Source organism: Kosakonia sp. (genome assembly GCF_032052965.1).
Classification (GTDB): Bacteria; Pseudomonadota; Gammaproteobacteria; order Enterobacterales; family Enterobacteriaceae; genus Kosakonia.
Map to the genome: position 1 here is coordinate 204,889 of NZ_DAMBVN010000002.1, position 13,562 is coordinate 218,450.

Consider the following 13,562-nt stretch of genomic DNA (forward strand, 5'->3'; position numbering starts at 1 on the left):
ACAGTCTGCCCGGTTGTGTCATCACTCGCGTCGCGCCTTCTGGCAATCGACGCGCAGCCGGGCAGTACCATCGCTAAAACATAAGAGCAACCTGCATGTCTAAATCCGTACAGAGTGATAGCGCAGTGCTGGTGCACTTCACGCTGAAACTCGAAGATGGCTCGCTTGCCGAGTCAACCCGCAATAACGGCAAACCGGCGCTGTTTCGCCTCGGTGACGGTTCTCTTTCCGAAGGACTGGAACAACATCTGCTGGGTCTGAAGGCCGGAGAGAAAAAAGTCTTTTCCCTCGAGCCGGATGCCGCTTTCGGCACGCCCAGCCCGGACCTGATTCAGTACTTCTCGCGCCGTGAGTTTATGGATGCTGGAGAACCAGAAATCGGTGCAATTATGTTGTTTACCGCAATGGACGGCAGTGAAATGCCAGGCGTGATCCGTGAAGTCAACGGTGATTCCATTACCGTGGATTTTAACCACCCGCTGGCAGGCAGAACCGTTCATTTTGATATCGATGTACTGGAAGTTGATCCGGTACTGGAGGAAACAAATGCAGATCCTGTTGGCTAACCCGCGCGGTTTTTGCGCCGGGGTTGACCGCGCTATCAGCATTGTCGAAAACGCGTTAGCGCTGTATGGCGCGCCCATTTATGTGCGCCATGAAGTGGTGCATAACCGTTATGTTGTCGATAGCCTGCGCGAGCGTGGCGCTATCTTTATTGAGCAAATCAGTGAAGTGCCGGATGGCGCGATCCTGATTTTCTCTGCGCATGGTGTCTCTCAGGCAGTGCGTAATGAAGCAAAAAGCCGCGATCTGACCGTTTTTGACGCCACATGCCCGCTGGTTACTAAAGTCCATATGGAAGTTGCTCGCGCCAGCCGGCGCGGTGAAGAGGCTATCCTCATTGGTCACGCCGGGCATCCGGAAGTGGAAGGCACCATGGGCCAGTACAGCAACCCGAAAGGGGGCATGTATCTGGTCGAATCGCCACAGGACGTCGGTTTGCTGAATATTAAAGATACGGGCAGGCTGTCGTTTATGACGCAGACGACCCTCTCCGTTGATGATACCTCCGACGTGATTGACGCGTTGCGTGAACGTTTTCCTCAGATTGTTGGTCCGCGCAAAGACGATATCTGCTATGCCACCACCAATCGTCAGGAAGCGGTGCGTGCGCTGGCTGAACAGGCCGAAGTCGTGCTGGTCGTGGGATCGAAAAACTCGTCCAACTCTAACCGTCTGGCCGAACTGGCGCAGCGTATGGGCAAAAAAGCCTATCTGATCGACGATGCTTCCGATATTCAGGAAAGCTGGGTGAAAGAGATCGCCTGCGTAGGGGTAACCGCCGGAGCTTCGGCACCGGATATTCTGGTGCAGAATGTGATCGCCCGTTTGCAGGAACTGGGCGGCGGCGAAGCCATTCCTCTGGAAGGGCGCGAAGAGAATATCGTCTTCGAAGTGCCAAAAGAGCTGCGCGTGGACGTTCGCGAAGTCGAATAACGTTTCTCTGTGCTTTATGCGAAGATGCCAGACTCAGTCTGGCATTTTTTTTGGGGTTTATGAGGAGGCGTGATGCGTGAGCCAATAATTCTCGATACCGATCCTGGCATTGACGATGCTGTCGCCATTGCCGCTGCGCTGTTTGCGCCTCAGTGCGATCTCAGGCTTATTACCACCGTCGCGGGTAATGTCTCGCTGGAGAAAACGACCCGCAACGCACTGCAATTGCTAAATTTCTGGAGCGCGGATATCCCGCTGGCGCAGGGTGCGGCAACACCTCTGCTGCGCCCGTTACATAACGCTGCTGATGTGCATGGCGAATCTGGAATGGAGGGGTATGACTTCATTGAACACGCACGTCAACCGCTGGCGAAACCGGCATTCCAGGCTATCCGCGATACCCTTCTGGCCTCATCCGAGCCGATGACGCTGGTGACCATCGGTCCGCTAACCAATGTGGCTCTGTTGCTGTCGCACTACCCGGAGTGCCTGTTTAACATTCGGCGGCTGGTGATGATGGGCGGCTCTGCCGGGCGGGGGAATGTCACGCCGAACGCTGAATTTAACATTGCCGTCGATCCGGAAGCGGCTGCTCGCGTATTTAACAGCGGGCTGGAGATTGTGATGTGCGGGCTGGATGTGACTAACAAAGCCACGCTTACCGCCGAGTTTCTGGCAACGCTACCCGGGCTAAATCGTACAGGTGCCATGCTGCACGCGCTGTTCAGCCACTACCGCAGCGGTAGCATGACGACCTGGCTGCGTATGCATGATTTGTGCGCCATCGCCTGGCTGGCGCGTCCGGATTTGTTTACGCTGAAGCCCTGCTTTGTGGCAGTGGAAACGCAGGGGCAATACACGTCCGGCACCACAGTGGTAGACATCGATGGCAAGCTCAGGCAGCCGCCGAATGCGCAGGTGGCGCTGGAAATTGACGTCGAGGGGTTTCGTCATTGGGCCGCAGAAGTACTGGCTCTCGCGCCTTAAGGTACCATTTGCTCACCCAAATAATCGATCATCGCCCGCATTCTGGCGGGCATAGGATTATGGCGAGCCCATAACAGCCACAACTCACCGCTATAGCTGCTAATAAACTCCCACTCTGGCAATAACCGAACGATTTCGCCGCTGGCAAGGGACTCGCGGGCGGTAAACAGCGGCAAACTGCCAATGCCAAGATGCCGCTTAACTGCATCCAGACGGACGCCGGTATGATTGGCGGCGTAGCGTCCGTGCGTCTGGATCGTTTCGCTTTTATCGCCCCGTCTGAATTTCCAGCGTGAATCGGCGGGTGATTCACCCAGACTGATGCAGCTATGTTCACGCAACGCCTGTGGATGTTCTGGTGTACCGTGTTGCCGCAGATAATCAGGCGTGGCGCAGATAATGTGTGTGACAGGCATGAGTGCCCTGCCATAGAGGCCAGGGGACGGGGAGTTGGTAATGCGTAGCGCGAGATCTACCCCGTCATCAATCAGATCCATATAGCGATCTTCCAGCCGTAAGCAGAGGTCTACTTGCGGGTAGCGCTGAAGAAACGCCGGCATAAGCGGGTGAATAACGAAGCGGCCCACGGCCTTGGGTACGCTAATGGTCAATTTGCCCTGCGCTTCTTTTTGTACACTGCTTCCAGAATCGACGGCTTGCCGGGCGGCGTCCAGCATTGCCTGCGCATGCTCATACACCATTTTCCCCGTTCTGCTGAGCGCCAGTTTGCGCGTGGTGCGGTGCAGTAACTTACTGCCCATTTCACGTTCGAGGCGCGTTACGCTGCGGCTGAGGGCGGAGGGTGTCGCTCCCGACGCGCGGGCGGCTGCGGAAAAACTCCCCTGATCGACAATCAATACGAACGTCGCCAGGTCGGGAAGAAGAGTAAAGTTCATTTGTGCGTACCAGGCAAAAGTGCATTGAATGATGACGTGATTATTGCTGTCGGCAGATTGAATATACTCTTCCTCTTTCCAGGAGAATAGCCATGACAGAACGCCTTTATTACACCAGTGATACGCTAACCTGTACTGCGCAGGTTTTACGTTGTGAAGCGCAGGATGATGGACGCTATGCTGTGGTGCTCAACAAAACGGTTTTTCACCCTCAGGGGGGAGGCCAGCCAGCCGACAACGGCACGATTGCCGGGATCGCGGTCGAGGCGGTATTACAGCACGGTGACGAGGTATGGCATATTTTGTCATCCGTATTGCCTGCGACAGACGACCCGGTTGAACTGAATGTTGATGCAGCTTCGCGGATGCTACATTCGCGTCTGCACACTGCCGGGCATCTCATAGGTTATGCCGGTGAATTGCTCGGCTGGCAGCCGGTGAAGGCACACCACTGGCCCGGCGAAGGGCGGATAACTTTTAAGGGCGGCGATGAGGCAACAGTGCCCGAAGCCAGCGCTTTGCTGGTGCCGATCGCAGACTGGCAATCTGCAGATCTTGTTCGCCATATTGTGTTTAAAGAAGGGCGTCGTAAAGTGCGTTTTGGTGAGCTTCCCGCTTACGGTTGCGGGGGAACGCATCTGCACTCGCTGGCGGCGCTGGGGCAGGTTACGATCAGCCAGATCAAAATCAAAAAAGGTCAGCTGATTGTGAGCTACGCGGTGGAATAAGCCAGCACCTGCATACGCGTCGACGTATCATGCCTTTTACTGATATTTTCAGCTGTATATCATTAAATTCTAATTATCGGTGTTTTCGGCTGGTGGCCCCGACGCGGGCTGGTTAATCTGGAAACGATTCTTACGCAATTTTTTAACAAAAGAGCACAACTATGCATGATGCACCAATCCGCGTAGCCATCGCGGGGGCTGGCGGGCGTATGGGCCGTCAGCTGATTCAGGCGGCACTGGCAATGGACGGCGTCGAGCTTGGCGCGGCACTGGAACGTGAAGGTTCATCCCTGCTGGGCAGCGACGCCGGTGAACTGGCTGGCGTGGCGAAAACGGGGGTCACCCTTCAGAGCAGCCTTGAGGCGGTGAAAGATAATTTTGATGTCTTTATCGACTTCACCCGTCCGGAGGGTACGCTGAATCACCTGGCATTTTGCCGACAGCACGCGAAAAGCATGGTTATTGGCACCACGGGTTTTGATGATGCAGGCAAGCAGGCCATAGCCGATGCGGCGCACGATATCGCGATTGTCTTTGCTGCAAACTTTAGCGTGGGTGTGAACGTGATGCTGAAGCTGCTTGAGAAAGCAGCAAAAGTGATGGGCGACTATACCGATATCGAAATCGTGGAAGCGCACCATCGTTACAAAGTCGATGCACCGTCGGGTACGGCGCTGGCAATGGGCGAAGCGATTGCTCATGCACTGAATAAAGATTTAAAAGAGTGCGCTGTTTATTCTCGTGAAGGGCATACAGGCGAACGCGTGGCGGGCACAATTGGTTTTGCGACCGTGCGTGCAGGGGATATCGTCGGCGAACACACGGCGATGTTCGCCGATATTGGCGAACGTGTCGAGATAACGCATAAAGCATCAAGTCGCATGACTTTTGCCAATGGCGCGGTTCGTTCCGCTTCATGGCTTAAAGGAAAAAATAATGGCCTTTTCGATATGCGGGATGTGCTTGATCTCAACAATCTGTAAGTTTATTACCCATCGTGATGTGGTTGTTGCAGTCGTAACCAATTGATTGCAAGGGGCAATATTTTATTGCCCTTTTATTTTATCTTTTTCAGTATAAATTATTTGAATACCCCCTAAAATTATCACTCTTCTCTCTGTTTTTTGTTTCCGGAATGTAAATTTTGACCATATGGTCTACTTTTTCCCGTTGATGGTAAGCGCTATGCAATTTTCTATACGCGCAAGCGTTTTCCTGCGGCCTTTGTTTGATCTTTTTATCTGTTAAACCCAGTAAATAAGGGCAGTGGCGTAAAACAGGAAGAAAAAACGGTGACAAAAGTTGACTTTTAACCGGCTTCTCTCCAGAATGCCGCCGTTTGCCAAAAATCCACGGCCAGCAAATTTGCATTGATTCATCATCTGCATTTGAATTAATATGCAAATAAAGTGAGTGAATATTCTCTGGAGGGTGTTTTGATTAAGTCAGCGCTATTGGTTCTGGAAGACGGAACCCAGTTTCACGGTCGGGCCATAGGGGCAACGGGCACGGCGGTTGGGGAAGTCGTTTTCAATACTTCAATGACCGGTTATCAAGAAATCCTCACTGATCCTTCCTATTCCCGCCAAATCGTTACTCTTACTTATCCTCATATCGGCAATGTCGGCACCAATTCCGCTGACGAAGAATCTTCCCAGGTCCATGCGCAAGGTCTTGTCATTCGTGACCTGCCGCTGATTGCCAGCAACTTCCGCAATACCGAAGACCTCTCTTCTTATCTGAAGCGCCATAACATTGTGGCGATTGCCGATATCGATACCCGTAAGTTGACCCGTTTACTGCGTGAGAAAGGCGCGCAAAACGGCTGCATCATCGCCGGGGAAAATGTGGACGCTGCCGTCGCGCTGGAAAAAGCGAAAGCTTTCCCGGGCCTGAACGGTATGGACCTGGCAAAAGAGGTCACTACGGCGGAAACCTACAGCTGGACACAGGGCAGCTGGACACTCGCAGACGACCTGCCGCCAGCGAAGAAAGACGACGAACTGCCCTACCATGTGGTGGCGTACGATTACGGCGCAAAACGCAATATCCTGCGCATGCTGGTAGACAGAGGCTGTCGCCTGACGGTCGTCCCGGCAAAAACCTCTGCAGCAGAAGTACTGAAACTCAATCCGGACGGTGTGTTCCTGTCTAACGGTCCGGGTGACCCGGCGCCGTGCGACTATGCGATTGAGGCGATTAAAACGTTCCTCGACACCGACATCCCAGTGTTCGGCATCTGCCTTGGCCATCAACTGCTGGCGCTGGCAAGCGGTGCAAAAACCGTGAAGATGAAGTTTGGTCACCACGGTGGTAACCACCCGGTGAAAGACATTGATAACAACACCGTGATGATCACCGCGCAGAACCACGGTTTTGCGGTAGATGAGGCGAGCATGCCGGCCAATTTGCGCGTTACGCATAAATCGCTGTTTGATGGCACGTTACAGGGCATCCATCGTACTGACAAACCGGCCTTCAGCTTCCAGGGGCACCCGGAAGCCAGCCCTGGCCCGCACGATGCCGCGCCACTGTTCGACCATTTCATTGAGTTAATTGAGCAATACCGCAACACCGCCAAATAATCAGGAGAAAAAGAGCCATGCCAAAACGTACTGATATAAAAAGCATCCTGATCCTTGGCGCTGGCCCGATTGTTATCGGCCAGGCATGTGAATTCGACTACTCAGGCGCGCAGGCCTGTAAAGCCCTGCGCGAAGAGGGATACCGCGTTATTCTGGTGAACTCCAACCCGGCAACCATTATGACTGACCCGGAAATGGCCGATGCGACTTACATCGAGCCGATTCACTGGGAAGTGGTGCGCAAAATTATTGAGAAAGAGCGCCCGGATGCGGTACTGCCTACCATGGGCGGCCAGACGGCGCTGAACTGTGCGCTGGAACTGGAACGCCAGGGTGTACTGGAAGAGTTCGGTGTGACGATGATTGGTGCTACCGCCGATGCGATTGATAAAGCTGAAGATCGCCGTCGTTTCGATATTGCGATGAAAAAAATCGGCCTCGACACAGCCCGCTCCGGCATTGCACATACGATGGACGAAGCACTGGCCGTGGCGGCAGATGTCGGCTATCCGTGTATTATCCGTCCTTCCTTTACGATGGGTGGCACTGGCGGCGGTATCGCTTACAACCGAGAAGAGTTTGAAGAAATTTGCGCCCGCGGGCTGGATCTTTCCCCGACCAATGAGCTGCTGATTGACGAGTCGCTGATTGGCTGGAAAGAGTACGAGATGGAAGTGGTGCGTGATAAAAACGACAACTGCATCATCGTCTGCTCGATTGAAAACTTCGATGCCATGGGTATCCATACCGGCGACTCCATCACCGTTGCGCCAGCGCAAACCCTGACCGATAAAGAGTACCAAATCATGCGTAACGCCTCGATGGCGGTACTGCGTGAAATCGGGGTGGAAACCGGCGGCTCGAACGTACAGTTTGCGGTGAACCCGAAAAATGGTCGTCTGATCGTTATTGAGATGAACCCGCGTGTGTCGCGCTCCTCGGCGCTGGCGTCAAAAGCGACCGGCTTCCCGATTGCCAAAGTCGCGGCGAAACTGGCGGTGGGCTACACGCTGGATGAGCTGATGAACGACATTACCGGCGGACGCACCCCGGCATCGTTCGAGCCTTCTATCGACTATGTTGTTACCAAAATCCCTCGCTTTAACTTCGAAAAATTCGTTGGTGCCAATGACCGCCTGACCACTCAGATGAAATCGGTGGGCGAAGTGATGGCGATTGGCCGCACGCAGCAAGAGTCGATGCAGAAAGCGCTGCGCGGCCTGGAAGTGGGTGCGACCGGTTTTGATCCAAAAGTCAGCCTGGATGACCCGGAAGCGCTGACCAAAATCCGCCGCGAACTGAAAGATGCTGGCGCAGAGCGTATCTGGTACATCGCGGATGCTTTCCGTGCGGGCCTCTCTGTGGATGGCGTATTTAATCTTACCAATATTGACCGCTGGTTCCTGGTGCAAATCGAAGAACTGGTGCGCCTGGAAGAGCAGGTTGCGGAAGTGGGTATCAACGGTCTGGATGCAGAATTCCTGCGTCAGCTGAAACGCAAAGGCTTTGCCGATGCGCGCCTGGCAAAACTGGCTGGTGTACGCGAAGCGGAAATCCGCAAGCTGCGCGATCAGTACAACCTGCACCCGGTTTACAAGCGCGTGGATACCTGCGCGGCGGAATTCTCCACCGACACGGCCTACATGTACTCCACCTATGAAGAAGAGTGCGAAGCCAACCCGAATCAGGACCGTGAAAAAATCATGGTGTTGGGCGGGGGACCAAACCGTATCGGCCAGGGTATCGAGTTCGATTACTGCTGCGTACATGCCTCGCTGGCACTGCGTGAAGATGGTTACGAAACCATTATGGTGAACTGTAACCCGGAAACCGTATCGACCGATTACGACACCTCAGACCGTCTCTACTTCGAACCGGTTACCTTTGAAGATGTGCTGGAAATCGTGCGTATTGAGAAGCCAAAAGGCGTCATCGTGCAGTACGGCGGCCAGACGCCACTGAAACTGGCTCGTGCGCTGGAAGCGGCGGGTGTACCTGTTATTGGTACCAGCCCGGACGCCATTGACCGCGCGGAAGACCGCGAGCGTTTCCAGCATGCGGTTGAGCGCCTGAAGTTGAAACAGCCTGCCAACGCCACGGTAACTGCGCTGGAGCAGGCGGTTGAGAAAGCCAAAGAGATCACTTATCCGCTGGTGGTGCGTCCTTCTTACGTACTGGGCGGGCGCGCCATGGAAATCGTCTATGACGAAGTTGACCTGCGCCGCTACTTTATGACCGCAGTTAGCGTATCTAACGACGCGCCGGTGCTGCTGGATAAATTCCTTGATGACGCGGTGGAAGTGGACGTTGACGCAGTATGCGACGGCGAAAACGTGCTGATTGGCGGCATCATGGAGCATATCGAACAGGCTGGCGTTCACTCCGGCGACTCCGCATGCTCTCTGCCAGCGTATACGCTGAGCCAGGAAATTCAGGATGTTATGCGCCAGCAGGTGCAGAAGCTGGCGTTCGAACTGCAAGTGCGCGGTCTGATGAACGTGCAGTTTGCCGTCAAAGATAACGAAGTCTATCTGATTGAAGTGAACCCGCGTGCTGCGCGTACGGTACCGTTTGTCTCCAAAGCGACTGGTCTGCCGCTGGCAAAAGTTGCCGCGCGCGTGATGACCGGTAAAACGCTGATGCAGCAGGGCCATACTAAAGAAATCATCCCGCCGTATTATTCGGTGAAAGAAGTGGTGTTGCCGTTTAACAAATTCCCGGGCGTTGACCCGCTGTTAGGGCCAGAAATGCGTTCGACCGGAGAGGTCATGGGCGTAGGACGCACCTTCGCGGAAGCGTTCGCGAAAGCGCAACTGGGCAGCAACTCCAACATGAAGAAGCAGGGGCGCGCGCTGCTCTCCGTGCGTGAAGGTGATAAAGAACGCGTGGTAGATTTGGCGGCAAAACTGCTGAAACAGGGCTTCGAGTTGGATGCCACTCACGGTACGGCGATTGTGCTGGGGGAAGCGGGTATTAACCCGCGCCTGGTGAACAAAGTGCATGAGGGCCGCCCGCACATTCAGGATCGTATCAAGAATGGCGAGTACACCTACATCATTAACACCACGGCAGGACGTCAGGCAATTGAAGACTCCAAACTGATTCGCCGCAGCGCACTGCAATACAAAGTGCATTATGACACTACGTTGAATGGCGGTTTCGCCACCACCATGGCGTTAAATGCTGATGCCACTGAAAAGGTAATTTCGGTGCAGGAGATGCACGCGTTAATCGGTAAATAAGTCATATCCGGCCCGTTTTTTGGGCGGGTTGATTGACCTGCACGGTGTGACCACAGGCCTGATGGCGCTTCGCTTATCAGGCCTGTGTCTTTTTGTTTCCCTGCTGCTTCCCTTCAGAGTGTTCTGCATTTTCCACCTGGCTCAGTGAGTTAACCTAAAATAGATAAGCAGATGAATGATAACCACTGAAAAGCAGGGAGATAACCATGCAAACTAAACTTCTGATCACTTCACTTTTTACTGCTGCAGCGCTGTTTACTGTTGCCGGGTGTTCTTCTAATCAGGCAGTTCGCACCACCGATGGCCGCACGATTGTGACCGACGGTAAGCCGCAGGTTGATGACGATACTGGGCTGGTATCCTACAAAAATGCGGAAACCGGCAAAACCGAGCAGATTAACCGCGACCAGGTGAAAAACATGAGTGAGTTGGATAACTAATTCCGACAGCGCTCAGGCGGCAGCCCCGGCTGCCGCACCCCTTCTGCTTACGCCCCCGTATTCCCACACAGATTGGCGCTGTTAGCCGGACGATTAACTGTCTACACTCTGAAGGAAAATAGTTGAGTGAAAACAGGCTAATCAATGATTCTGATTATTTATGCACATCCTTATCCGCAGCATTCGCATGCGAATAAACGGATGATTGAACTGGCAGGGACGCTGGAAAATGTGGAAGTCCGCTCCCTCTACGAACTCTACCCTGATTTTAATATCGACGTTGCCGCAGAACAGGAAGCTGTTTCCCGCGCTGACCTTATTGTCTGGCAGCACCCTATGCAATGGTACGGTGTAACGCCGCTGCTGAAATTATGGATTGATAAAGTGCTGGCGCACGGCTGGGCTTACGGTCACGGTGGCACAGCGCTGCGCGGAAAAAGTGTGATGTGGGCAGTGACCACCGGCGGCGGCGAGAACCACTTCAATATTGGTTCGCATCCAGGGTTCGATGTCTTATGCCAGCCTCTGCAAGCGACGGCGCTATATTGTGGGTTGAACTGGTTACCGCCTTGTGCGGTGCATTACACCTTTGTTTGTGACGATGAAACGTTGCAGTCACAGGCGCGGCATTACAAACATCGCTTGCTGGAATGGCAGGAGGCGCAGCGTGGATAGTCACTCTCTGATTCAGGCCCTGATCTATCTGGGCTCGGCGGCACTCATTGTACCCATTGCGGTACGGCTGGGGCTGGGGTCTGTGCTCGGTTATTTGATCGCGGGCGGGGTGATTGGCCCGTGGGGGTTACGTCTGGTGACAGACGCCGAATCGATCCTTCATTTTGCCGAAATCGGCGTGGTGTTGATGCTGTTTGTGATTGGTCTGGAGCTGGATCCGCAGCGGTTATGGAAGCTACGCGCATCGGTATTTGGCGGCGGAGCGCTACAAATGGCCAGCTGCGGGATCCTGCTTGGTCTCTTCTGCGCATTGCTTGGGCTGCCCTGGCCCGTGGCGTTGCTAATTGGTCTGACGCTGGCACTCTCTTCAACCGCGATTGCCATGCAGGCGATGAATGAGCGCAACCTGACCGTGTCGCAAATGGGGCGTAGCGCCTTTTCCGTGCTACTGTTTCAGGATATCGCCGCCATTCCGTTGGTGGCGATGATCCCGCTACTGGCGGCAAGCGGGGCGTCGACCACACTGGGCGCGTTTACGCTTTCGGCATTAAAAGTGGCAGGTGCGCTGGCGCTGGTGGTGTTAATCGGGCGGTATGTTGCACGCCCGGCACTGCGTTTTGTCGCCCGCTCCGGCCTGCGTGAAGTCTTTTGCGCGGTAGCGCTGTTCCTGGTCTTTGGTTTTGGTTTATTACTTGAAGAAGCCGGGCTGTCGATGGCGATGGGCGCATTTCTGGCCGGGGTCCTGCTCGCCAGTTCTGAATATCGCCATGCGCTGGAGAGCGATATTGAACCGTTCAAAGGTCTGCTGCTCGGACTGTTCTTTATCGGTGTGGGGATGTCGATCGATTTTGGCACATTAGTCACTCACCCGCTGCGTATTCTGCTGCTGTTGGTCGGGTTCCTGGCAATCAAAAGCGCGGTATTGTGGCTGATTGCCCGCCCGCTAAGCGTACCGGGTAAACAGCGGCTCTGGTTTGCTGCACTGCTGGGGCAGGGGAGTGAATTTGCGTTTGTGGTGTTTGGCGCGGCGCAAACGGCACAGGTGCTGGATAGCGAGTGGTCGAAAGCCTTAACCCTGACGGTCGCATTATCAATGGCGGCGACCCCCGTGCTGCTGGTACTGCTCACCCGGCTGGAAAAAACAGGCTCGCAGCAAGAACGCGAAGCCGACGAGATTGATGAAGAAGAGGCGCGGGTGATCATCGCCGGTTTTGGCCGCTTTGGGCAGATCGCCGGACGTTTATTACTTTCCAGCGGTGTGAAGATGGTGGTGCTGGATCACGATCCGGATCATATTGAAACGCTGCGTAAGTTTGGCATGAAGGTATTTTATGGCGATGCAACGCGGGTGGATCTGCTGGAATCTGCGGGGGCCGCGCGTGCGGAAGTGTTGATTAATGCGATTGATGATCCGCAAGGGAGCCTGCTGCTGACAGAACTGGCGAGAGAGCATTTCCCACATTTGCAGATTATCGCCCGCGCCCGCGATGTGGATCACTACATACGTTTGCGCCTGGCGGGGGTAGAGAAACCTGAGCGTGAAACGTTCGAAGCAGCATTAAAAGTGGGCCGAATCGCGCTGGAGGGATTGGGGCTGGGGTCGTATGAAGCCCGAGAAAGAGCCGATCATTTCCGCCGTTTCAATACACAAATGGTGGATGAGATGGCGCAAGTAGAGAACGATGCACTCGCCCGGGCGGCAGTATTTAAACGCACCAGTGCGATGCTGACGGAAATTATTTCGGAGGATCGCGCGCATCTTTCGCTGATCCAGCAGCATGGCTGGCAGGGTACGGAAGAGGGGCGACATACAGGCAATGTTGCCGATGAGCCCGCTGTGAAACCGCAGAACTGAGCTCGTCGCGGCTAACGGACTGATTCACAAAGAGAGGCATGCTGGCGGTACAGTGTTGTGCTGTGGAGCCGCCAGCAGAATAGAAAATTTTCTCATTCTTTACCTTGTACACCGTCGACGAAAGATTGCGCTTTCCGTATAGTGGCGACAATTTTTTTGCATCCAGGAATGAATGAATGATCAGTTTGATTGCGGCGTTAGCGGTGGATCGCGTCATTGGCATGGAAAACGCAATGCCGTGGAATTTACCTGCCGATCTCGCCTGGTTTAAGCGCAACACCTTAAACAAGCCTGTCGTAATGGGCCGCCTGACCTGGGAGTCCATTGGTCGCCCGTTGCCGGGCCGAAAAAACATTGTCATCAGCAGCAAGCCCGGTACGGACGATCGCGTGGTATGGGTAAAATCTGTTGATGAAGCGATTGCCGAGTGTGGCGACGTGGAAGAGATTATGGTGATCGGCGGTGGCCGCGTTTACGAGCAGTTCCTGCCGAAAGCGCAACGCCTGTATCTGACGCACATTGATGCGGAAGTGGAAGGTGACACCCATTTCCCTGATTACGATCCGGATGAGTGGGAGTCTGTGTTCAGTGAGTTTAACGACGCAGACGCACAGAATTCACACAGTTACTGCTTCGAGATCCTCGATCGCAGATAAG

At 54.3% G+C, this 13,562-nt stretch carries 12 protein-coding genes; 11 read left to right on the forward strand and 1 reads right to left on the reverse strand.

Features of this window, described 5'->3' with window-relative positions; all coding sequences use genetic code 11:
- The first annotated feature begins 95 nt into the window (after positions 1–95).
- From fkpB to rihC, 3 genes are all read left to right on the forward strand, one after another.
- A complete protein-coding gene (fkpB, locus tag RTX30_RS04335; RefSeq protein WP_312687176.1) occupies positions 96–566 on the forward strand; it encodes an FKBP-type peptidyl-prolyl cis-trans isomerase in 471 nt (156 codons plus the stop codon).
- Positions 547–1,497, forward strand: a complete 951-nt coding sequence (ispH, locus tag RTX30_RS04340) for a 4-hydroxy-3-methylbut-2-enyl diphosphate reductase (protein WP_312687179.1) — start codon at positions 547–549, stop codon at positions 1,495–1,497. The genes fkpB and ispH overlap by 20 nt, the downstream gene beginning before the upstream one ends.
- 72 nt (positions 1,498–1,569) lie before the next feature.
- Complete coding sequence (gene rihC / locus RTX30_RS04345) at positions 1,570–2,484, forward strand: ribonucleoside hydrolase RihC (RefSeq protein WP_312687181.1); 915 nt, start codon at positions 1,570–1,572, stop codon at positions 2,482–2,484.
- Here rihC and RTX30_RS04350 read toward each other — a convergent pair.
- A complete protein-coding gene (locus RTX30_RS04350; RefSeq protein ID WP_312687183.1) occupies positions 2,481–3,380 on the reverse strand; it encodes a LysR family transcriptional regulator in 900 nt (299 codons plus the stop codon). The two genes, rihC and RTX30_RS04350, sit on opposite strands and share 4 nt — an antisense overlap.
- A gap of 92 nt (positions 3,381–3,472) precedes the next feature.
- On the opposite strand from RTX30_RS04350, the gene RTX30_RS04355 reads away from it, so the two are divergent.
- From RTX30_RS04355 to folA, 8 genes are all read left to right on the forward strand, one after another.
- Positions 3,473–4,108: an alanyl-tRNA editing protein gene (locus RTX30_RS04355; RefSeq protein ID WP_312687186.1), complete on the forward strand. Its 636-nt coding sequence runs from the start codon at positions 3,473–3,475 to the stop codon at positions 4,106–4,108.
- 161 nt (positions 4,109–4,269) lie between these two features.
- The gene (gene dapB, locus RTX30_RS04360) at positions 4,270–5,091 is read left to right on the forward strand and encodes a 4-hydroxy-tetrahydrodipicolinate reductase (RefSeq protein ID WP_312687188.1); all 822 of its coding nucleotides are present in this window, start codon (positions 4,270–4,272) and stop codon (positions 5,089–5,091) included.
- A gap of 453 nt (positions 5,092–5,544) precedes the next feature.
- Positions 5,545–6,693 carry a glutamine-hydrolyzing carbamoyl-phosphate synthase small subunit gene (gene carA / locus RTX30_RS04365; RefSeq protein WP_312687190.1) on the forward strand — a complete coding sequence of 383 codons (1,149 nt, stop codon included), beginning with the start codon at positions 5,545–5,547 and terminating at the stop codon, positions 6,691–6,693.
- A 17-nt stretch (positions 6,694–6,710) separates the two neighbouring features.
- A complete protein-coding gene (gene carB / locus RTX30_RS04370) occupies positions 6,711–9,935 on the forward strand; it encodes a carbamoyl-phosphate synthase large subunit (RefSeq protein WP_312687192.1) in 3,225 nt (1,074 codons plus the stop codon).
- Between the two features lie 206 nt (positions 9,936–10,141).
- On the forward strand, positions 10,142–10,375 hold the full coding sequence (locus RTX30_RS04375; RefSeq protein WP_312687194.1) for a YgdI/YgdR family lipoprotein: 234 nt from the start codon (positions 10,142–10,144) through the stop codon (positions 10,373–10,375).
- A 144-nt stretch (positions 10,376–10,519) separates the two neighbouring features.
- Positions 10,520–11,050: a glutathione-regulated potassium-efflux system oxidoreductase KefF gene (gene kefF / locus RTX30_RS04380; protein ID WP_312687196.1), complete on the forward strand. Its 531-nt coding sequence runs from the start codon at positions 10,520–10,522 to the stop codon at positions 11,048–11,050.
- On the forward strand, positions 11,043–12,905 hold the full coding sequence (kefC, locus tag RTX30_RS04385; RefSeq protein ID WP_312687198.1) for a glutathione-regulated potassium-efflux system protein KefC: 1,863 nt from the start codon (positions 11,043–11,045) through the stop codon (positions 12,903–12,905). Before kefF ends, kefC begins: the two co-directional genes overlap by 8 nt.
- 176 nt (positions 12,906–13,081) lie before the next feature.
- The gene (gene folA, locus RTX30_RS04390; protein ID WP_312687200.1) at positions 13,082–13,561 is read left to right on the forward strand and encodes a type 3 dihydrofolate reductase; all 480 of its coding nucleotides are present in this window, start codon (positions 13,082–13,084) and stop codon (positions 13,559–13,561) included.
- The last annotated feature ends 1 nt before the right edge of the window (position 13,562 follow it).